The organism is uncultured Nostoc sp., from assembly GCF_964247315.1.
In the GTDB taxonomy this organism is placed as follows: Bacteria; Cyanobacteriota; Cyanobacteriia; order Cyanobacteriales; family Nostocaceae; genus Nostoc.
Window position 1 is genome coordinate 1 of sequence record NZ_CAXTTT010000116.1, and the last position, 23,568, is coordinate 23,568.

Below are 23,568 nucleotides of genomic sequence, written 5' to 3' on the forward strand. Positions count from 1 at the left end.
TTTGTTTATTTGGCGTTCGCATTTGTTTATTCGGCGTTCGCATTTGTTGATTTGGCGATCGCATTTGTTACTTCGGCGTTCGCATTTGTTGATTTGGCGATCGCATTTGTTACTTCGGCGATCGCATTTGTTGATTTGGGGTTCGCATTTGTTGATTTGGCGTGTCCATACCGCACCCTACGAAACTACTATAAGAGTTGAAACCTATGCTGGTCATACTTGTGTGTACACCCCAAGCTTACAAGCAGAGAGGCTTTAAGGCTTACTCCCCAACGCTAGTAGGGAAGGGGTTGGGGGTTAGAATATTCGTAGGTTGGGTTGAGGCTTTCCTCAAACCTACCTACACATTTTACGCTAGCTGATCTCTGAGTATTTAAGTTTGTCTGCAATGAGTAGTAAAGTTTAAATTGCTAAAGTTTCAATCAGCTACAAATATCTTATTATTTTTATCCAGGATACAGCAATGACTCAGGCAATTGATCAAGAACAAATAATCATTGATGAATTTAGAAAATTATCTCCAGAGAAGCAGGAGGAGGTAATTGATTTTATTCAGTTTTTGCAGTTTAAGGAGATGCAAAAGCAGGATGTACAGCATAAAGAAGAGAAAGAATCTATTTCCGCCTATGAAGCAGCCAAAGAGTTTGCTGGTTGTGTTGATGGAGGGCCTGGCGATTTAGCTACCAACAAGAAGTATTTAGAAGGCTACGGTTGGAAATGAGGAAAAAGGTACTTCTAGATACAGGCCCCTTAGTTGCATTTATCAATAATCGAGAAAATTCGCATGATTGGGCGGTTAATGAATGGAAAAAGATTGAACCGCCATTATTAATTTGTGAAGTAGTGATTACTAAGATGCTGGACTATGTTACGCTTGCTCATGCTTGAGTATTTAAGTTTGTATTCAATTAGTATTAGAGTGTAAATTGTTAAAATTTAAATCAATTACAAGCATTTTATTATTTTTATTTTCATTAAGGAGACAGCAATGACTCAAGCAATGAGTAGAGAACAGGCGATTTTAGAAAGTGTTAAAGCATTAACGCCTCAGCAGCAAGAGGAGGTAATTAATTTTATTGAATTTTTACAATATAAGGAGATGCAAAACCAGGAGACAGTTGAGGATAAAGAGAAGGAAAAACAAGTTTCCTTTTTAGAAGCTGCTAAGGAGTTTATTGGATGTATTGATGGAGGCCCAGGAGATTTGGCGACTAATAAAAAGTATTTAGAAGGGTTCGGTAGGTAGTGAAGCAAAATATCATTATTGATACTGGCCCACTAGTTGCTTTAATTAATAATCAGGAACAATATCATCGTTGGGCTACTAAAGAAGTCGCTAATCTAGCTTACCCTTTCTTTACTTGTGAAGCAGTAATTACTGAGGCGTGTTTTATACTACAAAATTTTTATAAGGGTGAAGATACTGTGATGGGATTAGTTAGTAGCGGCAATATTCAAATCTCTTTTCGTCTCAGTGATGAAATAGGAACGGTTAGAGAGTTGTTGAAGCGGTATCAGAATGTGCCAATGTCTTTAGCTGATGCGTGTTTGGTAAGAATGAATGAGTTGATTAATGGTAGTAGTGTGTTAACTCTAGATAGTGATTTTCGGGTTGATCGGAAGAATAAGAATGAAATGATAGATTTGATTATTGCTGATGGAATATCAGAGGGGTAGGGATGGGTGAGATACAAGTGCCGCCTCATTGGAAATTGATGCAACTAGGTGACTTAGGAGAGGTTTACGGCGGTGGTACTCCCTCAACTAAAATTTCAAAATACTGGGATGGAGATATTCGCTGGCTCGTTCCTAGTGAGGTAACAAAACATCGGGGAATTTATATTTCAGAAACAGAACGATATATCACGCCAGAAGGATTACAGAAATGTGCATCAAAGCTTTTTCCTTCAGGAACAGTATTAATGACTAGTAGAGCCACAATTGGTGAAGTTGTAATTAATAATTTTCCAATGGCAACTAATCAAGGATTTATTAATATTTGCTGTAATAAAAATAAAACTTACAACGAATTTTTAACTTATTGGATTATTCAAAATAAACAGATATTCAAAGATAGAGCCAATGGTGTAACCTTTAAAGAAATATCTAGGTCTAATTTTAAAACAATTCCTATTTATCTCCCCCCACTTCCTGAACAAAAAACGATCGCCCACACTCTGCGAACCATCCAGAAAGCCAAAGAAACCCGCCAGCGAGAGTTAGAACTGGAACGCGAACGCAAAGCAGCACTGATGCAGTATCTCTTTACTCATGGAACTCGCAATGAACCGCCTAAGCAGACTAAGGTTGGCGAAATCCCGAATACTTGGAAGGTTATAAAATTTGGACAAATATGTGAGTCGAGTGCTTATGGGCCTCGCTTCAGTGGAAACCTATATAATCCAAATGGGACTATAGCAACTTTAAGAACAACTGATATAGATAAAGATGGAAATATTAACTATTCAACAATGCCATTTGCAAGTTTAGAACTTCATAAATTTAAAAACCATTTGATTGAAATAAAAGATTTACTTATTACACGTAGTGGTACTTGTGGAATTGCTGCTGTGTTTGAATCATATAATAGTCCGGTTATTCCTGGAGCTTTTTTGATTCGGTTTCGATTAAATGAACATGCAGAACCGTATTTTCTGAGATACTATATCAACTCTCATATAGGGAGAAAACGAATTACTCAATTAGCATCAGGGGCTGTTCAGAAAAATATATCAGGAACATCTTTACTAAATTGGTTAATTCCTTTGCCAACGATACCTGATCAGCTAAAGATTGTCGGTATACTACATACCTGCGATCGCAAAATTCAAGCCCTAGAAAAAGAAATCGCCCTTACTGACGAACTATTCCACGCCATGCTAGAACAACTGATGACAGGTAAAATTTCCACCCAACCCTTAACTGAGACTTACGTATGAGCGAAGCTTCCGCCGTTCAAAGACCGATGCTGAAATATGCCTATGATATAGGCTGGGAATACCTAACTTCAAAAGAGGCATTACAACGGCGGGAAGGCAAAGAAGACGACAAGCGAAAAGAACGCTACTTTGCCGATGTTCTTCGCAGTCAACTAATTAAACTAAATCCTGGCGTTGTCACCGATAACAACGTTGATGAAATTCTTCGCCGCCTGCGAAACATTGACAGCACCATCGAAGGCAACCGCGAAGCTTTAAACTGGTTGCAAGGCAAACAATCTATTTTTGTCGCCCAAGAAAACCGCGACAGAAACATTACCCTCATCGACTTTAACAACCTGGAAAATAACATCTTCCAAGTCACAGATGAATGGTCGCAAAAAGGCGTAAAGTTTCCCAACCGCGCCGATATTATTTTTCTAATTAACGGTATTCCCGTTGCCATTGCTGAAACCAAAGGAGAAAAGAAAACTGATGGTTTAGCACTAGGCATTGACCAAATTCGCCGCTACCACAACCAAACCCCAGAATTGCTAGCCTTTCCCCAAGTTTTTGAAGTCACAGAACTGTGGAATTTCTGGTATGGCTTAACCTGGAATACCAACCGCAAAAACTTGTTTGAATGGAAACTGACCTCTCCCCTAGCCCCTCCCCTGCAAGGGGAGGGGAACAACAATATTACTTCCCCTTCCCTTGTAGGGAAGGGGGCTGGGGGGTTAGGTTCGATTATCCAAGAAGGCGACTACGAAGAGAAAATCAAAAGCTTCTTCGACCATCAACGCTTTTTAGAGATTCTCAGATATTACATTGTTTTCCTCGAACGCGATGACGGCTTAACCAAAGTCGTTTTACGCCAACACCAAACCCGTGCAGTCAAAAAAGTCCTGCAACGCATCCAAGACCCGAATAAAAAACGCGGACTGGTTTGGCATACCCAAGGCAGTGGTAAAACCCTGACGATGATTACAGTTGCCGCCCAACTCCGCAACATTAGCGGCGATAATACCGTAATCATGATTGTTGACCGCAACGAACTAGAAAACCAACTAGACAAAAACCTCAAAGCTTATGGCATCAAAAGTTATGAAGTTGCAACCAGTAAAGCAGACTTAGAAAAACTCATCCAAGATGATTATCGCGGCTTAATCGTTGCCATGATTCACAAATTCGACAAGATGAAGGTAGAAAATAAGCGTTCTACAATTACTGTCTTAGTCGATGAGGCACACCGCAGCACAGGCGGTAATTTCGGCATATATTTAATGGCTGCCCTCCCCAACGCTACATTTATCGGTTTCACAGGTACACCCGTCAGTAAAGCAGCTAAAGGACAAAGTACCTTCCAAACCTTCGGCGAACCTAGTGACCCGAAATACAGCCTAGATTTGTATTCAACCGCCGACTCGGTACGAGATGGCACAACCCTGAAGCTAAATTATGCCCTGGCGAAATCAGAGTTTCGCGTTCCCCAAGAAATTTTAGAAAAAGAATTTCTCCAACTCCAAGCCGCAGAAGGCATTAACGACATAGAGGAACTTGATGGCATTCTCGATCGCGCTGTTAAATTAAAAGAGTTTCTCAAAAGTGCAGATAGAGTAGATAAAGTAGCGAAATTTGTCGCCGTACACTTCCGTGACTACGTTGAACCAATGGGCTTTAAAGCTTTTATGGTTGGTGTAGATCGGGAAGCTTGTAGACTTTATAAACAAGCTTTAGATAAATATCTCCCTAGCGAATACTCAACCGTCGTTTATTCCCGGACTACAGCCGCAGGACTGCGCGAGTACAACCTGACTGATGCCGAAGAGAAAGAAGTCCGCAAAGCCTTTATTAAAAAATCCGTCGTTTCTGCCAAAATATCTTTACCAAATGCAGTCATCGACTTTATCGAATCTCGCCCGAAAGATTTTAACTACGACACCACCAAAACCCTAACTTTTACAGGTTATTGTTCTGCTGAAGATGCCCAAACTTTAGAAATTCTTTGCGGTGGCGATGCTGATGCTGTAACCAAAATTCGCCAACTTTACGAAGACTACCGCAAAGCCTTGCCGAAAATTCTCATCGTCACCGAGAAACTACTGACGGGATTTGATGCACCGATACTTTACTGTATGTATCTCGATAAACCGATGCGCGACCACGTTCTCTTGCAGGGAATCGCCCGTGTGAATCGCCCTTATGAAGACGCAGAAGGTTTAGTTAAGCCCTACGGCTTTGTTCTAGATTTTATCGGTATCTTTGGCGACAAACTAGAGCAAGCCTTGGCCTTTGAGTCCGGAGAAATTAACGACATCATCCAAAATGTAGATGCGATCAAAAACCTCCTGCAAACGATGATGGAAAATACTGCACCAGAGTATTTACCGCTAGCTAAGGGATGGGACGACAAAGCAAAAGAACGCGCTGCGGCTTATTTTGCAGACAAAGATTTGCGCGAGAAGTTCTTTAAATTTGTCCGCCAACTCCAATCAATTTACGAAATTTTGTCTCCTGATCCTGACCTGCGCCCCTTCATGGAAAATTATCAAGTTATTATCAGGCTTTACGGAACAATCCGCGCTGCTTACAATACCAGTCCCTACATTGATATTGAACTCACCGCCAAAACCAAAGAACTGGTACGCCGCAACGTCACAATCGGCGAGTTAGAAATGCCCGGAACTATCCACGAACTCAATGCCCAACAATTAGAACAATTCCGCCAAAATAACACCACAGATACAGTAAAAGTTCTAAACTTGAGTAAGGCATTGTTGAAAGCAGTACACGAGCAAAGTCAGCGATCGCCTTTTTTGATTTCCATTGGCGAACGTGCCGAAACTGTCCGCGCCAGCTTTGAAAACCGCCAAATAGAGGCTCACGTTGCTTTAGCGAGACTAGATGAAATTGCCAATGAATGCACAGAAGCAGAAGTCTTACGGCAACGGCTCAAAGTTGATGAAAACACCTTTGCGATTTACATTACGATCAAGCAAGCAGGCGATCGCCTTGATATCAACCAAGCCGAAACCATCAACGCCATTTATGGCAACTTCCCTGATTATTGGTGGGATGCACGTCAGGAAATTGATTTAAGAACCGAACTTTACGCTACTATTTATCCTATTACAAGCTCAGTTGAGCAAACCATTGAAGTCACCAACAACCTGCTGAAACTCGAACGAGTCGAATCATGATTGCTAGCTGCGACAATCCAAAATCCCAAATCCAAAATCTAAAATGGAAAGACGCACAAGCACTTAAGGATGCTGTGGGAGAATGGAGCGATCGGATTAAAGTTAAAGTCAAACAAATTCAACTGCGTCCGATGAAGCGCAAATGGGCATCTATTTCTACTACAGGACGCTTAACGCTGAATACTGAACTCCTAGATTTACCAAAAGAATTGGGTGAGTTTGTCATTGTTCACGAACTCCTACATCTCCTTGTTCCTAACCACGGTAAACTATTTAAGTGTTTTATGTTTGCTTATCTGCCTGACTGGGAAGAGTTAGAGATAAAGTTACAGAAAAATTGTCAGCAATGACTACTGATTTACGAGCGGCCTAAATTGTTTATTAATTCTTCTATGGCTCTATTTTTTGTATTTTCGTCAGGTAGAAAATAAAAAACTTTTTGTAAAAGCTCTATAGTTGCATTTTGAGCAAACCAGTCATCGCTAGGATTGTCTAGAATATTTAAAAAATACTTTAAACGCTGCTCTATAGCATCTTTATCTGCTTTAGCTAGTTGTCCCATGCGTTCCAACCAATTTCCTGCTGAGTCTTTGAAGCAATTAGCATCAACAGTACACAGTTGATGAACCAGAACATAAGAATTTTTCTCAAGACCGTTTTGGCTAGTAGGGTTAATTGGATACGTTGTTGGTAAACCGTTAGATGTTGTTTGTGAGGTTAGAGGAATAACAGAAAAAGTTGCTATATAACCTGACTCATCCTGAAACTCATCACCTGTCCAAACTACATAAGGATGCGTTCCTCTAAAAACTCTACTAGAATTGATGTTTTCAGTGCAAGAGATAGTCTGACATTGTACTTCACCTGGCTCATCCAAATCATAAATATGAGTGTGTCCAACTCTGCAACGTAGAGATACCCTATAGGGATTAATAAAATAGATCCAACCTTGTCTAGGTTTTTGTCCAGCCACCTGATAATCCTAATTGCCTAACTCATTGATTAATCTATCTCTTTCTGCTTGTAAGTTAAGTTTAACTTTTTCTTCAGGTCTGTAGGTATCTTTTACTTCCATCATGGGAGCAGTGTTATATACATACTCTAGTAACTGAGTAAGTTTATCTTGTCCTGCACCAGCCCATTCTCTCCTAATATTATCCAGTACTAACGTCAAACTTACAGGCAATTCTAAATCATCTACATTACCTGCTTGGGCACCAAGTTTGATAAGTATTGTATCTCCCTGAGATTCTTGAGATATTTCTTTACCATCCATTTGATTTAAAGTATTATCTATATGCTCATTCCAAGGGCCATAGTAATAATAACGCCAATCTAGATGTGTCAGCTGCTTTGCTGTCCATTTGACAGAGTAAAGATCAGCTAAATACAAAAACTTGATTAGCTGTGTTTTTGTAATATAACCTTTTGTCGCGTAGACAAAATATTTTATGAGCTTCTCCAACATCGTTCTCTCTCTTTGCTAACCATAAGACTTTTTTAGGAATTTAATAAATATTAATAGGTAAAATCATTCCATTGACAACTCTACTGTTTGAGAGCTTTTCATGGATTGATATCGCTTTATTATAATGAGTTGTATTCAGCTCTTGACACTTTCAGGTTTAGATGCCAATCGGAATAGTTCATGTGTACTATCTATTTTAGTACATGATGCAGTTTATGTAATCACAAAATTTGTAACTAGCATTTAATCTGTTGGTGACAGTTAATAAGCGTTGTGGGTAGTTAGACAGCCTTCTGCAACTTTATCATTTCCTTGACGGGCAAAAACACTACAGACATAACCTATCTTTCAACCTTACCCACGGTTAAGACACTTTGCTCCCAAGTGTAATTTCTGGCGATGTCTGTGACGGGCTTCTCTACGAGACGCTACGCGAACGCCTACGCATCCCAGTGTCACCTTCAACTGCCATTCAATTTTGTGACATAGTGACTCGGTATAACAAGCAGCACATAACCGAATCGGCTCCATTTTCATTCCCACCCCAGCAGGTGCTTGATCTGCACTAACCTATCGACATCAACCCCTACTACAACAGCCAATGCTTCCAACTGCTGGCGAGACGGTGGGGGATTAAAGCGAAACTTTTCCCATCGGGCGATCGCGAACACAAAATTACTATCAGACTCTGGTAGCTGCGTATGGTCGGGAAAGGGAGTGAGGGCAGTTGATGGGTTGGTTGCAGAGGTTATAGGTATAGCCTCGCGCTGGGGTGTAAGTTTATTTTTTAGTTTAGCTTGTATAGTTAACCAAGTTTTACTCACAGCTTGGTCTGTATAAGATGGAGATTGTAATCCTTGGGAGTAATTAGAAATTGGAGCAAGAGCGACTTGACGAGCCTCACTCCCGACTCAATACGGTTCGGTTAAGGTTTATTTAATGAAAATTATCGATCGCCAAAGATGCGAGAAATCGCCGTCAAGACGAAAGACTGATTATTGTAGAGACGGCGATTCATCGCCTCTCTTACCTTAACCGAACAGTATTGACTCCCAACTAATTTCAAAGTACACGCAGTAAGCTAGGAATGCTTTCTATCGCTGAGAAATTCTGAATTTCTGCCAAAGCTTGCCTAAAATTGCCTTCTAGCACATCATGGGTGACAACCACAATCTCTGCTAGTTCCTCTTGAAAGCCAGTTTGGACAATTGACTCTAAGCTAACGCCATAGTTACCAAAGCAAGTACCCAATTTCCCGATAACTCCAGGTTGGTCATTGGTGAGGAAACGGGCGTAAAACCGAGTTATCAATTCTGCCATCGGCGCAATTTGGCAGTATTCCTGATGCCCACAAGTTAATAATGGATTTGTAACTGCTGTATTAGTTTTGAGGACAGCAACTAAATTCAAAATATCTGAGGTGACAGCACTGGCGGTTGCACCAGCACCAGCACCGGGGCCAAAAAACATTACTTGCCCGATGGGTTCTCCTTCGACAAGAATGGCATTGTAAACGCCGTTGATGCTAGCCAAAGGGTGGGCTTGAGGCACTAAGGTAGGATGAACTCTGACGGAAAGGGGGGATGAGGGAGTATCACGTTTAGCGATCGCTAACAATTTAATCACAAATCCCAATTTTTCGGCGTAGGCAATATCTGTTTTACTTACTTGCCGAATCCCCTCAGTATAAACGTCTTGTAGGTTGATGCGTCCACCAAAGCCTAATGATGCGAGGATGGCAATTTTATCAGCTGCGTCTAAACCATCCACATCAGCGGTGGGGTCAGCCTCAGCATAACCTAATCGCTGGGCATCAGCTAAGACATCATTGAAGTTGCTGCCTTCAGTTTGCATCCGTGTCAGGATGTAGTTTGTTGTACCGTTAACGATCCCTGTTACAGTATGAATTCGGTTAACACTTAAAGATTGCTTTAGGGGTTGAATCACTGGAATACCACCACCCACAGCGGCTTCTAGCATCACGTATACGCCAGCTTGATTGGCAGTGGTGAAAATTTCTGCTCCGAAGCGGGCGATCGCTGCTTTATTGGCTGTGACTACATGCTTACCATTACTTAAAGCTTTGAGAATGAGCGATCGCGTCGGCTCCAATCCACCCATCACCTCAACCACAATATCTACTGCCGGATCGTTGACAATAGATTCTAAATCTGTAGTTAGGACTTCCGTAGACAATTCTACTGCACGGAGTTTATCTAGCGATCGCACTCCCACCCGATAAATTTCTATCTCTTGCAACAATGGGTGACGCCCAGCGCTATCTTGCAACAACTGCACTGTTCCCGTTCCCACGGTGCCTAATCCCAGTATTCCTAGTTTCACACCCATTTTGCACCCAATTCATTTTTAAGTGCCTCGGCTTAGAGTGCTGAGTGCTGAGTAGTAACAAGTATTTAATACTTTACCCCCCAGAACTGAGAACTCTTTCCTCAGCCATCTATATAAAACAATTGTAGGGTAGGCACTGCCCACCCTACTCATTCATAACTTAGAACTCAAAACTCAGCACGGGCTAAACCCTAGCTATCCGCTAACGGTACTCAGCACTTAGTAAGTTTCTACGTGCCAGCGATGAGCTTTCTTAAGTTGCTTCTGGTAATCACTCCAGGTTACGCCTTCTTTTGCAGCAGCAGTAGTCAAGGCTGCATCAATACCTTCTTCCATACCTCGCAAACCGCAAATGTATGTGTGGGTTTTTTCATTTTTAATCAACTGCCACAATTCATCAGCATGTTCTGCTACGCGGTCTTGGATGTACATTCTACCACCTTGAGGATTTTTTTGTTCCCGGCTGATGGCAGGAGTGAGGCGGAAGTTTTCAGGATATTTTTGTTGAATTTCTTCCAGTTCTTCCTTATATAAAAGGTTTGGAGTTGTCGGTACACCAAATATTAGCCAAGAGAATCCTTTAAATTCGTATTCTGGGTTAGCTGCTTTTTCTGCATCTTTAAACTGACGCCACAGATAAGCTCGCATCGGGGCAATACCTGTTCCGGTTGCCATCATGATCACATTAGCATCAGGGTCATCGGGTAACAACATTTCCTTACCCACAGGCCCTGTAATTTTTACATCTGCCCCTGGTTCTAAGAAACACAGGTGTGTGGAGCAAACACCGTAGACTGTTTCGCTAGTTTCTGGGTGCTTGTACTCCAACTGGCGGACGCACAATGATATTGTCTTATCATCCACATCATCGCCATGACGAGTTGAGGCGATGGAATAGAGTCGAAGTTTTTCTGGCTTGCCGTTCTTGTCTAATCCTGGTGGAATAATCCCAATACTTTGACCTTCTATATACTTTAAATCCCCGGCGGAAATGTCAAATTTAAGGTGTTGAACAATACCAATACCACCTTCTTTGACTAGCGGTTCATTAGATATTACCTTGCCAATAAACGGAGCATTGGGACGGTAAGTGTTAACAGGAACGTCACCGTGGTCTTTTTTGGCTTTCGCTTGAGTCATGGTGTTGCCTTTCTTGTCCTTGTTCTTTAGCTGTTCTTCAGCTGGTGGTTTAGCGAAATCTTTGGTTTCACTATGAGTATTTACAGGTGTGGCTTTACCATTCCCTTCACTGTTAGCAGTTTCCTCAGATGTAGCTAACTCGCTGACAACGCTTTTAGCACTCCCAAATGAGGCTTTACCATTAACCGTCTCTAAAGCAGTTACAGGCTGGATGCTAACAATTGTGCCGCCTAGACGAGTGATACGTCGCATTTCTTGATTCATGCGGTTGTAAGGCACTCTGATGAACACACTGCCACTTTTCCGAATTGGGTAGTTAGTTTGATCGGTTTCTTCAGTCTGACGCAAACCTACTACTTCATAAAGGAAGACGCGGCTACCTAATTCTGTGTTGGCAGCACCCTCAACAGCACCTTGATTGTACATTCGTTCTACCACTCCGATAATTTACTTAACCGTTTTTCAAAAAAAACTATTCCCCTACCTTGCCAGCTTTAGTTTACCGGATTTTCGTTTCACAAAACTGGCCCTGAAGGAAAAAGGCATCATTAAATTAATGCCTTGCTAAGTACACTCACCAAAGACATGCAGGCATAGCAAAAAACACACCTGTTCACCTTCTAAGGTAAAGGATAAGTCTTGTGGAGAATGTTAATAATGAATCAATTTAATCTTTTTTTCGTTAACTACCACCCCCATCAGGGAGATAGCTTTTTACCTTAGCACGCAATCAGCAACTCATACATAGCAGATATTCTCGGAAGACTGCTTTGATCGGTGTAAGCTACCGCTCATTTTACCTCCCAAATCTATCCTTGTGCTTGCTTACTCTAGGAGTTTAAATCGGAGAATGCCAAGAGAGGAAATTTTTCTTCACGATCGGTTTTACTTCTCCAAATCTATTACTCTTCTGGAATGTTGTTAGCTATCTTCATTACCTATCTATGAAAAATTACATAACTAGGACAACTCCAGCTATAAACATAACGAGATAGAGAATCGTAATTCAAGCAACTGTAATTAGTTTCACTTGATGCGAAAAATCTGTCAACCTCGGATCAGTACTTTGTCATAACGTCAACGCTTCTATCTATATGAGCACATCCATAAATTTACAGCCAATAATTTGAGTAATGCAAGTTGTTTTCTCATTCGGTGGATAGATTTTTGCTTTGAATATATTAAGTATTGTCGAGCGGGAATTACAATTAAGGAACATTAGAAAATTTGCGGCAAGAATAAATTATACATTATAGTCTTGTTCTATAGAGTCACAAGTAGCAGACTGATAAAGGTACAACGCTGATGTGCGGCGCTGATCCCCATTTTTAAATTAACAACTAAATTAACAAAAAAATAATTGATGAATTATGTTAATTCTTCTTGACAGCAATCTTGTATGGGATACACCCTTCTGTTAAAATCAAATATATCACTAGGATTAAATACTTACCGGCACCAACATTCAGGCTAGTCCGACGAGTAGCAACTTAAAAGAGAGGCAGGAGGCAAAGGGCAGAAGGCAGGAGGAAAGAAGTATGAATGAAGTTTTTTTTATTTCTGGGTTAAAAGCCCAGTTTAAAAATAAGAATTGTATTGAGCAAAAGTGCTGCGGGATTCAAGGCATTTACAGCTTAAGTCCCACGCTTTTAAACGTGGTTCACTCCTGTTTCCTACCTCCTGATTACTTTGTTACCTACTTGCTTGGTGTCTTATAGATGTGCTAGGTAGCAAGAACGCAGGATAAACCAAAGGGGTAAACTCCTGGCTTCAGAATCTGCTGTGTGAAAAATTATTGACACAACTTTAGTATTTTAGAGGAGATTTATGACAAGAAAGCCAGAACGCGTGGTACTGATAGGAGTAGCCGGAGACTCTGGGTGCGGTAAATCTACGTTTTTGCGTCGTTTGATAGATTTGTTTGGTGAAGATTTAATGACAGTCATCTGCTTGGATGACTATCATTCCCTGGATCGCAAACAGCGCAAAGAAACGGGGATAACGGCACTAGACCCCAGGGCAAACAATTTTGATCTGATGTATGAGCAAATTAAAGCGCTCAAAAGTGGTGAAGCGATTGATAAGCCGATTTACAACCACGAAACCGGTTTGCTCGATCCGCCAGAGCGGATCGAGTCGAATCACATTATAGTTATTGAGGGGCTGCATCCTTTATATGATGAGCGGGTGCGATCGCTAATCGATTTTAGTGTTTATTTTGACATTAGCGATGAGGTCAAAATTGCCTGGAAAATCCAGCGAGATATGGCTGAACGCGGTCATCGCTACGAAGATGTGTTAGCGCAAATCAATTCCCGCAAACCTGACTTTGATAAATTTATCGAACCGCAAAGAGAATTTGCTGATGTGGTTCTCCAAGTATTGCCCACAAACTTGATTAAAAACGACACTGAACGTAGAGTCTTACGGGTACGTATGCTCCAGCGGGAAGGTAAGGAAGGCTTCGATCCAACTTACCTATTTGATGAAGGGTCAACAATCAATTGGACTCCCTGTGGACGCAAGCTGACCTGTTCTTACCCTGGTATGCAACTATACTATGGTTCCGATGTTTACTACGGACGCTATGTCTCAGTACTAGAGGTGGATGGTCAATTTGACAATTTGGAAGAAGTCATTTACATCGAAACCCATCTTAGCAATACATCCACAAAATATCAGGGTGAATTGACTCACTTGTTACTCCAGCACCGCGAGTATCCAGGTTCCAATAATGGAACTGGTTTCTTCCAAGTGCTTACAGGTTTGAAGATGCGTGCTGCTTATGAGCGGTTGACAGCTACAGAAGCAAAGTTAGCAGTTCAGGTTTAAAGCAGCAGTGTTTGTGTCAAAGCTTTTGGGGGCGCTTCCGGGTGCCCCCCTTTTTTTGTGTTATTAAATACATTTTAAATAAAAAATAATTAGCATACATTTATCTTACTTACGGATATTTACCTTATAGTTAGTGGTTTTTATCAATATCAATAAGATACTAACGACTGAAGTATAAATATTGTTATGATTTCATAAATTAGTAGTTGAACTAAATGCTTACATTTAGTCAACGAAAAAACTCTCGATGGAGGAATTTCCTTTGTCTCGTCGATATCTATTTACCTCTGAGTCAGTAACCGAAGGTCATCCAGATAAAATCTGCGATCAGATTTCTGATACTATTCTGGATGCCCTATTGACACAAGACCCTAGCAGTCGTGTCGCCGCTGAAGTCGTAGTTAATACTGGTTTGGTGCTAATCACTGGTGAAATAACCACGAAAGCCAATGTGAATTTCGTCAATCTCGCCCGGAAAAAAATTGCCGAAATTGGTTATACCAATGCCGACAATGGCTTTTCTGCTAACAGCACCAGCGTTCTGCTAGCTTTAGACGAACAATCACCCGATATCGCCCAAGGCGTTAACACCGCCCAAGAAACCCGCGAACAAGATAGTGATGAACAATTCGACAAAATTGGTGCGGGCGATCAAGGTATAATGTTCGGCTTTGCCAGCAACGAAACACCAGAACTGATGCCCTTACCCATCAGTCTCGCCCACCGCATTGCTCGCCGATTAGCAGCAGTTCGTAAAACAGGTGAATTGTCATACCTGCGTCCTGACGGTAAAACCCAAGTAACTGTGGTCTACGAAGATGGACGCCCCGTAGGTATTGATACGATTCTAATTTCCACCCAGCATACAGCTAATATCGGGGAAATTACGGATGAGGCGGCAGTACAAGCCAAAATTAAACAAGACCTCTGGTCAGCAGTGGTCGAACCTGTTTTTGGCGACATCGACGTTAAACCTAATCAGGAAACACGTTTTTTAGTCAACCCCACTGGCAAATTTGTCGTTGGTGGCCCTCAAGGAGACTCTGGTCTGACAGGACGGAAAATAATCGTTGATACCTACGGTGGCTATTCACGACATGGTGGCGGCGCTTTTTCTGGCAAAGACCCCACGAAAGTTGACCGTTCTGCTGCTTATGCGGCTCGTTATGTCGCGAAAAATATTGTCGCTGCCGGGTTAGCAGAAAAAGTTGAAATTCAGCTATCTTATGCTATTGGTGTAGCGCGACCAACAAGTATCCTAGTGGATACCTTTGGCACTGGCAAAGTGGATGAAGAAACCTTACTGGAATTAATCAACAAACACTTTGAACTGCGTCCAGCAGGGATTATCCATACCTTCAACTTACGTACCTTACCAAGTGAACGAGGCGGACGTTTTTATCAGGACGTCGCGGCTTACGGTCATTTTGGGCGGGCTGATTTAGACTTGCCTTGGGAACAGACCGATAAAGCCGAATTGTTGAAGCAAGCAGCAAATGAGTCACTTTCGGCAGCAGTTGCTCAGGCAGTAACTTAGACTTATACGCTACTGTAAAAACTTAGTTTATCTACGTGAGGGTATTAGTAACTTGGCAAGTTACCAATACCCTTATTTTTAGTAACTACCTGAATTTAGAAGGGGAATTTTATCCAATACGGTTCAGTTAAGGCTAAAATCCTTTGCCAAAGTCAATTTTTTTAACGTAGACGCAAAGCGGCTTGCCGCAGGCTACCGCCAAGGACGCAAAGAGAAGGAAGAAATTTTGTTGGGTTGCGCTTTGCTTAACCCAACCTACAATTTTTCTTAACTGAACTGTATTGCCTTTGAACCTGAAACTTTAAGTTTGATTATTGGCAAATAACCAATGACTAATGACTAATGACTAAATCCAAAAATAAGCCAGGATGAGAGTCAGTACAGTTAACGGTAGACCAAAACGTAGATGTTCCCAGAATGACAATTGATAACCAAGTTTTGCGACAGCCTCAGCAACAATTAAATTGGCAACTGAACCTAACAAAGTTAGATTACCTGCTAAGGTAGATCCTGCTGCTAATAATAACCAGGTTTTCGTGTCTGGATGGGGAATTAAATGTTGTAGTAACAATACTGCGGGAACATTAGAAACTAAATTTGAAAGCAGAGCAGTAATTCCTAATATACTCAAGGGCGTATAAACTAAATCGCTAAATAAATTCAAAATTCCTAATTTTTCTACTCCAGCAGTAACAACAAATAGTCCAGAAAACATCACCAGTAAATCCCAATCTACTTTATTTAAAACTCGTTGTGGTTTGATTCGCCTAGTAATGAATAGTAAACCAGCAGCTACAAATGTTGTTTGGGCTGGGGGCATCCCAATTAAGAATGCAATTAATAGTCCTCCTGTTATCAATAAGCTTTTAGTAAGCAACGGTTTAAATATGCGGTAACGCACGGGGGTTACACTCGGACAAGACTTAGTAGAACGAACATCAGGATAAAGCCACCACAATAACCCAATTTGAATTAACAAACTTACTAATGCGATGGGAGTTAATGCTTTCGCAAAATCGAGATAGCTGATACCAGAGAAGGAACCAATCAGAATATTTTGTGGATTGCCACTTAAGGTAGCTACTGAACCCAGATTAGTTGCTCCCGCCAAGGCAAGTAAGTAAGGAATAGGATTGAGGTTCAAAGTTTGGGTTAAACCGAGAACCAAAGGAGTCAAAATTAAAGCGATAGTATCATTCAAAAAAAAAGCAGAGAGAATTCCACTGCCAAAAGTTAAAACAATCAGCAAACCCAAAGGGCTGCGGGTAAAGTGTGTAACGGTATCAAGGGTTAATTGGAAAAAACCAGCGTAAGCTAAGTTTGTGCTGATTACCATCATGCCAAACAGGAAAATCAGCGTTTTATAATCTATCGCTTGCCATGCTTCTTTGAGGTCTAATACTCCGAAAGCCATCAGTAAAGATGCACCAACTAAAGCAATACTGGCTCGGTTCATCCGCAAACCAGGGAGATATCCTAAACCCAAACCGATATAAGTCAGTCCAATGATGATGTATCTGAAAACAATCATGATTTCGCTAGATTCTTTTGATTAAGTAGTCATTGGTAATTGGTCATTGGTTATTGGATTTTAGTGCATACCTTGACGCCACTTGCTTTATGCCGGGAAACCCGTCCACCGCAGTGGCTCCCCCTTGTGGGTGGAAAAACTTTGTCTTTCATGGGACTAATTCAAGCCATGTTAAAGAATGGACGTGTTTATTTTGGACTAATAACTAATAACTAATAACTAATGACTACCCGAAGCGGTTTTATGTGATGCTTTTCTATTGACTCCTGTTTTCGTTTCAGGTACACAGAACCAAAAGCTAAAGCGACAACTGCGATCGCTGCTAAAATCAAAAAACCAAGATTGTAACCAGCACTTTTAACCACAAACCTAGCCAACACGTTGCTCAAACCCTCACCAACACCAATGGCAGCGGCGATCGCTTAATAATTGCAATATGCCTTCATAGCGCTTGATGTTTTTCTTTATCCTCCTCTCCCTCTTCACCATCTCCACGCGCTAGCTGGTGTTTGAGCAATAACTGTGGCAATTGCCGAAGCTGACATTGCCAATCCAATCTGGGCTGGGTTCCAATTTGCTGAAGCTTTCAGGTAAATACTCAGATATGGCCCAACACCATCGCGCACATCTGCGAGAAACACATTCAAGTAATCAAGCGATCGCAAACTCTTCTCACTTGGTCTTCGCTGTTTTTGGATATTTTGTGAGCTATCAAGAGGTCACAAAATATCCAAAAATCGTGCCAAATCAATTGCATCCGGCTGCATCTAGCGAAAAAACCTTATTTGTGCAGATACACAATTTACGCAAATAATAGCCGAAACCCCTATTTTAACTTAGGGGCAGTAAAGTCCTCTAATGGGAAATAGTAAAGATTTTTAGATTTTAATTGCACTTTTTTGTGTAAATATCAGCGCGATCGCAAAAAGAAATCCCCTCTGCTTTTGCCATAGTAAAGTGATTACAACGCAGAGGGGTTTCATTTTTCTTAATATTTCTGTAGAGGCAGGTTTTAAGGATAATTCTGGCAAAAAAGTCGTTTATTTGATTTAAAACCCGCCAAAACCTATGTTGTATTGATTTTTAGCTGTGTACTCAGTTGAACCTACTTCCAATCAGGAATTTCAGCGTCTTCTCCACCAACCCCGATTCCAGTGTTAAATATTTCCGCATCAGTAAGATTTAGATCGTTCATTGATGCTTGATACACATTAGAATCGTGAATCGTAGCACGAGTAAAATTTACTCCGTTGAGATTAACTTGCTTTAAATTCACATTGGTTACATAAGCAGATGTTAGGTTAGCACCTGCTAAGTTTGCACCAGTTAAGTCAGCACCTTCGAGGTTAGCTCCTACAAGGTTAGCTCCTTGGAGCTTCGAGCCTCTCAAGTCAGCACCAATTAAATGAGCGCCACTGAGGTTAGCTCCTGATAGTTCGCACTTAACACATTCCCCAGTTGAAAGCAGCTTTTGTAAATCCTGTGGATTCTCGGCTCTAACCGAGCTAGCGAAAAATAGGGGTGTTGCTAAGGCCATGGCCGCTAATAGCTGGAGTTTCATAATTTTCCCCCTTAATAATCGAGTTGCGTCCGTTCTGTCCCTCACAGTTCTATTATCTCACTAAACTTCGTGAGGTCAATCTATCTTGTGACAATCTATCTCCTGACAAGTTAGTTGTGATCTGAAACACAGATAAAAGTGATATCAAAAATGCCATTAATTCTGAATTTTTGGCAATTTTTACCCAATAATTCCTCAAAAAATGCCAGTATTAAATTACTATTAAATCTTTTTAAAAGTAAAAGCTGGCGCTACTTGCTATAGCTAATGAGACAAGTATTTATACTTATTAGCTAATAGTTTAGCTTAAGTCCTCAGAAATTCTCGTATATACTGATTAACCAATTCCGGCTGTTCTTGCTGCACCCAATGGCCACAATTAGGAATGTATTTGATTTGAAAATCCCTGACATAAGCGGAGGTATCGTATGTTAGTTCCTTGCCAAGTGCAGTGTCGTTTTCTCCCCATATCATCAGTGTTGGCACTTCCAGAACGCCCCTATTTGGATTTAGCATTCTCTGCTGAAAAACATTGCGGTAGTAGTTCAACATTGCTGTGAGGGCACCGCGTTTTGCAGCAGCATCTTTATATGCGTCAATATCCGCTTTAGTGAAAGCACTCTTGTTAACTGCTGTACCTTTAAAAATTGTTTCAATTGCTTGGTAGTCTGTAGATTGTAAAAATAATTCTGGTATCCAAGGTAATTGAAAGAGGAAGATATAATAACTTCTCTGTAACTGTTGGGGAGTGCGTAAGCCTTGGGCAAATTTGGCAGGATGAGGCATGTTAAGGATAATTAATTGCTCTACCATTTCGGGATGAGCATAAGCAAAAGCCCAAGCGATCGCACCTCCCCAATCATGTCCAACTAATACACATTTTTGGTATCCTAAGGCTTTAATTACTTCCTCAACATCTTTGATAAACTCTTTCATTACATAAGCTAATTGCTCATTTGGTTTATCACTATCGTTGTAACCACGCAAGTCAAGGGCGACAACTTTAAAATTTTGGGCAAATTCTGGTATTTGATGCCGCCAAGAGTACCAAAACTCAGGAAACCCATGCAACATCAACATTAAAGGGCCTTCACCTTGGGTTACGTAGTGTAGTTTCACCCCATTAGTAGTTATATAATCGTGTTTCCAAAAACTTTCTACTAGAGACATAATTAATCAAATATCAACATTATGTTTTCATCAACCACCAAGAGCGCAAATATGCGATCGCTTTTTCTTTTTGTTTGGCTTCGACTTCGATCCACGGTCCTTGGTGGTAGACATTGGGCATATCGGTAATCAAGTCGCTGTGTTTTCTGTCATTGAAAGCTTGCTCACCATTGGAAATATGGACTAATTGCCAATCTGGATTTGTCCAAGTTTCTCGCGCTGCATAAAACATGGATGCTACACTCGGATGATCGTAGCTATCTAAATTTTCGTGGCAAATATGGTGATGGGCATCAAATACCATTGGCACGCCAGTTTGCTGACATACTGCTAAAATTTCGTTGGCACTGTAGGCGTATTCGTCATTTTCTAAAGTTAAGCGGCTTTTGATATTTTCTGATAGTTCGGAAATTACTTTTATTAGTTGTTCAGGACGTTGAGATTTGCCACCATGAATATTCATCAATGACCAAGACGATCGCGGTAAGCCCAATAAATCAAGTGTACGGGAATGTGCTGCTAGGTTCTTGATACTTGCTTGTACCACTGAGGGGGAATCAGAACTTAGCACTACAAATTGATCTGGATGCAACACCATTCTTATGCTGAATGCATTTGCTTGTTGACCGATTGTTGCTAAATCAGCGCTCATTGTCTTTAATATATTTGCCCCGATTTCGTCTTCTAAGTCACTTAAGGGAAATAAAGCAGAAGACATCCGATACAGTTGAATTTTATTCTGCTGACAAAATAACAGGGCGTCATGCAAGCGTTGCAAGTTATGTTGATACAGTTCACTCAGGGCGCTTTCACGTTCACTAAAGTCCAGTTTTAAATATCGTGTGCGCGTCATTGTCCGAAAACGCACTTGTTTATCAGAGGTAATACAAACTAGCCCTAAGTTGGGTATTGTAGTTGTTTGACACTGCGGTGCATTCGATAAATTTTGAAACTTAATTACAGTCATTAACTATATTTACTAACTGTTGCCTATTTTGAAGATTTTTTAATTTAAACAAGTTCTACTACTGACTTACGACTATCTAAAGAATGAACTTTTAAGTCACAACACTCTACTAATTCCAATTCTCTAAAATGAGGCAACACATTCAAACTCCGAAAGCCATGCCATATCTAACTTTATTAATTACGAATTAAACATTGGTATAATTTCAGTTTGGTAAATAAAGCTCAGTGCTATGATTGGGACGAGGATGGCTTTTAAGTATTGTGGCACTAGGTTTGATTGCCTATGAAATTTACATAATAAATACAGGCGTAGTATCGTCGGCTAGTCAATGTTTAGATGTGCAGTACCAAAAATTTCAATTTTATAGAAATGGCAATAATTGAAACCCGTGGTATCTGGCTGACCACTACTGATAGTAAAGTTCTCAGATCGAAAAAACGCATTGCCGAGGCGATGGATTTCCTGGCCGAGACGGGATTTAATGTGGTATTTCCCGTTGTTTGGAACAAGGCAGTAACTTTATATCCTAGTCAAATAATGCAGCAGACTTTTGGAATCGAAATTGACCCTATGTCTGTAGGCCGCGACCCTTTAGAAGAAGTGGTGATTGAAGCGCGGCGAGTTGGGTTGAAAGTTATTCCTTGGTTTGAATACGGTTTTGCCAGTTCCTACAATTTAAATGGTGGTATACTTTTACAGAAAAAACCGGAATGGGCTGCGCGCGATCGCAACGGTAACTTACTGAATAAAAACGGCTTTGAGTGGTTAAATGCCCTTGATGCACAAGTGCAAGAATTCTTGTTGAACTTGGTGCTGGAAGTTGTAAAGAATTATGATGTGGATGGTGTTCAAGGAGACGATCGCTTGCCAGCATTACCCTCTGAAGGTGGCTACGATCGGGGAACTGTCAGCCGCTATCGCCAGGAATTCGATCGCAATCCACCACAGAACCTCAAGGATAGGCAATGGTTACAGTGGCGTGCAGATATTCTTACTGAGTTTTTGGCGCGTCTCTACCAGGAGGTGAAAGCGGTGAATCCTAATTTATTAGTAGCGATCGCACCTAATATTTATGATTGGGCATTCCAGGAATATCTGCAAGACTCGCCTGCATGGCTGAAGCAGGGAATAGTTGATATGATTCAGCCGCAGATTTATCGCCGTGACTTTAGGAGTTATCAGGCGATCGCTGATAAACTGGTAAACCAGCAGTTCACAGATGCGACCTTGCCCAAGTTAGCACCGGGAATTTTGATGAAGCTTGGCTCTTATTGTATTAGTTCAGAATATCTGGTGCAGGCAATTGAATATAATCGCCAACTTGGTATTCAAGGAGAGGTATTCTTTTTTTACGAAGGTTTGCGAGAGAATAACAATACCCTAGCTAAAGTTTTGCGAAATGGCCCTTATGCTAAGTCTGCATCATTTCCTACTCTGTTAGATTTGAGTGCAGGTCGCGTGAGTCATAAGAGGACATCTTCAATTTGGCCAAGAGTGGAAAATTTGTTAAAAAAGATTTTTTAAGGAAAAAGGCGCGTGGAATATAAATTGCCAATGGAAAAGGTAATTAATACTTTAAAAGAAGACTTACCAACACTTTTTGAAAAAGATATCTCGTATCAAATTTATACACAGGATATCTATTTTAAAGACCCAGTAAATACATTCAAATACAAATTTAACTATCGCATTATATTTTGGACTTTACGATTTCACGCTCGGCTATTTTTTACCCAAATTTACTTTGATGTGCATGAGGTTTATCAGTCAGATGAAGACACAATTTTAGCAAAGTGGACGGTGCGGGGAGTGTTGCGTGTTCCCTGGAAAGCAGGTTTACTTTTTAATGGCTATTCAACGTATAAACTCAACCAATATAATTTGATATACAAACATATAGACACCTGGGATAGAAAACCAGGGGAGATTTTACGGCAGTTTTGGCAAAAGCAAGAAGATCGCTAATTAGCTGTTATATCATTGACAGACTAGTACCGCAAGGTGGAAGTCAAAATTCAAAAGTCAAAAGAATTGTATTCCGTGCTTTTGCGCCATTTTAAATGGTATGTTTATTTCCGCCGTGTTGTACTATTAGGGTACGTTACGGACTTTGGCTAAACATATTCTACTAGTCTATGAAGAGTGCTGAGTCCCGTTAGCGGTAGCGGTGCGTTTAGCCCGTACCTTTTAATAAAATGAGTACAGCTTAGAGGGTGTTTGGAAAGTTTTGAGTAGTCAAATTTTAGGCTAATCGCCTCACCACGATCCGGATCATGGCAAGGTAAATAAACGTCTCCGATGTTTGGGGCAATAACTCATAATCTCTGACCAATCGCCGACACAGCTTATACTGAGAGAGCTTTTTTACCATCCTTCCGACTTTTCAAACAACCTCTAAAGAGCAAGGTAATTCCTCTTGCTTCCTATTCCTGCATCTAATACCAATTCTCTATGAAGTTGCACTTAATAAAGCGGAGGTGATGTAATCCCATCCACAAATCGAGGCGATCGCTTCGTTCGAGAAGGAATCAAGAACCTGTTTTAACTGCTGTCTTAACTGATCTAAAGTTGTGCAATGTTCCCAAGACAATTTGTACTTGATGTGTTCCCATAAGCGTTCTATAGGATTCAACTCAGGACTATTTGGTGGCTGGAAAATGGGAATAACATTATCAGGCCATCTTAAATCCAAGGACTTGTGAAAGCTACCATTGTCCATCTGAACCAAATTCAACACTTCAGAATAAGTTTTTGAAAAAAGGTTTAAAAAATCTTGAAAACACGTACTATCCAAGTGAGAGAACTCCCAGAAAAAACTATCTCCTGTTGCTGGCTCAACAACCCGAATTTCTCACAAACTCAGAAAAAAGCGGAGGTTAAAACTGGTAAAAT

The 23,568-nt window shown here is 40.8% G+C and carries 24 protein-coding genes and 2 pseudogenes; 12 read left to right on the forward strand and 14 right to left on the reverse strand.

The annotated features are described in order from the left end of the window. The 8 genes from ACFE93_RS27195 to ACFE93_RS27230 form a co-directional block, all read left to right on the forward strand. On the forward strand, positions 1–259 hold a 259-nt coding region (locus ACFE93_RS27195; RefSeq protein ID WP_375478008.1), incomplete at its 5' end, for a hypothetical protein. A gap of 204 nt (positions 260–463) precedes the next feature. Beyond that, on the forward strand, positions 464–721 hold the full coding sequence (locus ACFE93_RS27200; RefSeq protein WP_375478010.1) for a hypothetical protein: 258 nt from the start codon (positions 464–466) through the stop codon (positions 719–721). Beyond that, entirely contained in the window at positions 718–888 is a 171-nt protein-coding gene (locus ACFE93_RS27205) for a hypothetical protein (protein ID WP_375478012.1), read from the forward strand. The genes ACFE93_RS27200 and ACFE93_RS27205 overlap by 4 nt, the downstream gene beginning before the upstream one ends. A gap of 100 nt (positions 889–988) precedes the next feature. Continuing rightward, positions 989–1,246 carry a hypothetical protein gene (locus ACFE93_RS27210; RefSeq protein ID WP_375478014.1) on the forward strand — a complete coding sequence of 86 codons (258 nt, stop codon included), beginning with the start codon at positions 989–991 and terminating at the stop codon, positions 1,244–1,246. After that, a complete protein-coding gene (locus tag ACFE93_RS27215; RefSeq protein ID WP_375478016.1) occupies positions 1,246–1,677 on the forward strand; it encodes a type II toxin-antitoxin system VapC family toxin in 432 nt (143 codons plus the stop codon). The genes ACFE93_RS27210 and ACFE93_RS27215 overlap by 1 nt, the downstream gene beginning before the upstream one ends. A gap of 2 nt (positions 1,678–1,679) precedes the next feature. Further along, positions 1,680–2,939, forward strand: a complete 1,260-nt coding sequence (locus tag ACFE93_RS27220; protein ID WP_375478018.1) for a restriction endonuclease subunit S — start codon at positions 1,680–1,682, stop codon at positions 2,937–2,939. Then, the gene (locus ACFE93_RS27225) at positions 2,936–6,118 is read left to right on the forward strand and encodes a type I restriction endonuclease subunit R (RefSeq protein WP_375478020.1); all 3,183 of its coding nucleotides are present in this window, start codon (positions 2,936–2,938) and stop codon (positions 6,116–6,118) included. Before ACFE93_RS27220 ends, ACFE93_RS27225 begins: the two co-directional genes overlap by 4 nt. Then, complete coding sequence (locus ACFE93_RS27230) at positions 6,115–6,468, forward strand: M48 family metallopeptidase (RefSeq protein ID WP_375478022.1); 354 nt, start codon at positions 6,115–6,117, stop codon at positions 6,466–6,468. Before ACFE93_RS27225 ends, ACFE93_RS27230 begins: the two co-directional genes overlap by 4 nt. An 8-nt stretch (positions 6,469–6,476) precedes the next feature. On the opposite strand, the gene ACFE93_RS27235 is transcribed toward ACFE93_RS27230, so the two are convergent. From ACFE93_RS27235 to petH, 6 genes and pseudogenes are all read right to left on the reverse strand, one after another. Then, complete coding sequence (locus ACFE93_RS27235) at positions 6,477–7,091, reverse strand: type II toxin-antitoxin system PemK/MazF family toxin (protein ID WP_334981484.1); 615 nt, start codon at positions 7,089–7,091, stop codon at positions 6,477–6,479. Between the two features lie 9 nt (positions 7,092–7,100). Then, complete coding sequence (locus ACFE93_RS27240) at positions 7,101–7,586, reverse strand: type II toxin-antitoxin system antitoxin SocA domain-containing protein (RefSeq protein ID WP_375478025.1); 486 nt, start codon at positions 7,584–7,586, stop codon at positions 7,101–7,103. A gap of 354 nt (positions 7,587–7,940) precedes the next feature. Further along, entirely contained in the window at positions 7,941–8,117 is a 177-nt protein-coding gene (locus ACFE93_RS27245) for a hypothetical protein (RefSeq protein ID WP_375478027.1), read from the reverse strand. A gap of 137 nt (positions 8,118–8,254) precedes the next feature. Beyond that, a pseudogene (locus tag ACFE93_RS27250) lies at positions 8,255–8,338 on the reverse strand (Uma2 family endonuclease); the annotation flags it as partial. Between the two features lie 310 nt (positions 8,339–8,648). Beyond that, complete coding sequence (locus tag ACFE93_RS27255; protein ID WP_375478030.1) at positions 8,649–9,935, reverse strand: homoserine dehydrogenase; 1,287 nt, start codon at positions 9,933–9,935, stop codon at positions 8,649–8,651. A gap of 219 nt (positions 9,936–10,154) precedes the next feature. Further along, a complete protein-coding gene (gene petH / locus ACFE93_RS27260; RefSeq protein ID WP_375478048.1) occupies positions 10,155–11,501 on the reverse strand; it encodes a ferredoxin--NADP reductase in 1,347 nt (448 codons plus the stop codon). A gap of 1,401 nt (positions 11,502–12,902) precedes the next feature. Between petH and ACFE93_RS27265 the strand changes: the two genes are divergently transcribed. Both ACFE93_RS27265 and metK read left to right on the forward strand, forming a co-directional pair. After that, the gene (locus tag ACFE93_RS27265) at positions 12,903–13,907 is read left to right on the forward strand and encodes a phosphoribulokinase (protein ID WP_292862757.1); all 1,005 of its coding nucleotides are present in this window, start codon (positions 12,903–12,905) and stop codon (positions 13,905–13,907) included. Positions 13,908–14,169: 262 nt separating this feature from the next. Beyond that, on the forward strand, positions 14,170–15,444 hold the full coding sequence (metK, locus tag ACFE93_RS27270; RefSeq protein WP_375478032.1) for a methionine adenosyltransferase: 1,275 nt from the start codon (positions 14,170–14,172) through the stop codon (positions 15,442–15,444). A gap of 346 nt (positions 15,445–15,790) precedes the next feature. Here metK and ACFE93_RS27275 read toward each other — a convergent pair whose 3' ends face one another. From ACFE93_RS27275 to uvsE, 6 genes are all read right to left on the reverse strand, one after another. Continuing rightward, a complete protein-coding gene (locus tag ACFE93_RS27275) occupies positions 15,791–16,975 on the reverse strand; it encodes an anion transporter (protein ID WP_375478034.1) in 1,185 nt (394 codons plus the stop codon). Between the two features lie 212 nt (positions 16,976–17,187). After that, a complete protein-coding gene (locus tag ACFE93_RS27280; RefSeq protein ID WP_375478036.1) occupies positions 17,188–17,355 on the reverse strand; it encodes a hypothetical protein in 168 nt (55 codons plus the stop codon). 102 nt (positions 17,356–17,457) lie between these two features. Beyond that, the gene (locus ACFE93_RS27285) at positions 17,458–17,640 is read right to left on the reverse strand and encodes a hypothetical protein (protein WP_375478038.1); all 183 of its coding nucleotides are present in this window, start codon (positions 17,638–17,640) and stop codon (positions 17,458–17,460) included. Positions 17,641–18,080: 440 nt separating this feature from the next. Then, positions 18,081–18,536, reverse strand: coding sequence for a pentapeptide repeat-containing protein (locus tag ACFE93_RS27290; protein WP_375478040.1), 456 nt, complete (start codon positions 18,534–18,536; stop codon positions 18,081–18,083). A gap of 306 nt (positions 18,537–18,842) precedes the next feature. Further along, positions 18,843–19,706, reverse strand: a complete 864-nt coding sequence (locus ACFE93_RS27295) for an alpha/beta fold hydrolase (RefSeq protein ID WP_375478042.1) — start codon at positions 19,704–19,706, stop codon at positions 18,843–18,845. A gap of 19 nt (positions 19,707–19,725) precedes the next feature. Beyond that, positions 19,726–20,673: a UV DNA damage repair endonuclease UvsE gene (gene uvsE, locus ACFE93_RS27300; protein ID WP_375478044.1), complete on the reverse strand. Its 948-nt coding sequence runs from the start codon at positions 20,671–20,673 to the stop codon at positions 19,726–19,728. A gap of 372 nt (positions 20,674–21,045) precedes the next feature. Here uvsE and ACFE93_RS27305 point away from each other — a divergent pair, with 372 nt between their 5' ends. Then, a complete protein-coding gene (locus ACFE93_RS27305; protein WP_375478046.1) occupies positions 21,046–22,200 on the forward strand; it encodes a glycoside hydrolase family 10 protein in 1,155 nt (384 codons plus the stop codon). A 30-nt stretch (positions 22,201–22,230) separates the two neighbouring features. After that, on the forward strand, positions 22,231–22,641 hold the full coding sequence (locus tag ACFE93_RS27310; RefSeq protein WP_375478050.1) for a DUF2358 domain-containing protein: 411 nt from the start codon (positions 22,231–22,233) through the stop codon (positions 22,639–22,641). A 277-nt stretch (positions 22,642–22,918) separates the two neighbouring features. On the opposite strand, the pseudogene ACFE93_RS27315 reads toward ACFE93_RS27310, so the two are convergent. Both ACFE93_RS27315 and ACFE93_RS27320 read right to left on the reverse strand, forming a co-directional pair. Continuing rightward, positions 22,919–23,014 (reverse strand): annotated as a pseudogene (locus tag ACFE93_RS27315) (IS5/IS1182 family transposase); the annotation flags it as partial. A 111-nt stretch (positions 23,015–23,125) separates the two neighbouring features. Continuing rightward, positions 23,126–23,524 carry a transposase gene (locus tag ACFE93_RS27320; RefSeq protein ID WP_375478052.1) on the reverse strand — a complete coding sequence of 133 codons (399 nt, stop codon included), beginning with the start codon at positions 23,522–23,524 and terminating at the stop codon, positions 23,126–23,128. Positions 23,525–23,568 lie beyond the last annotated feature (44 nt).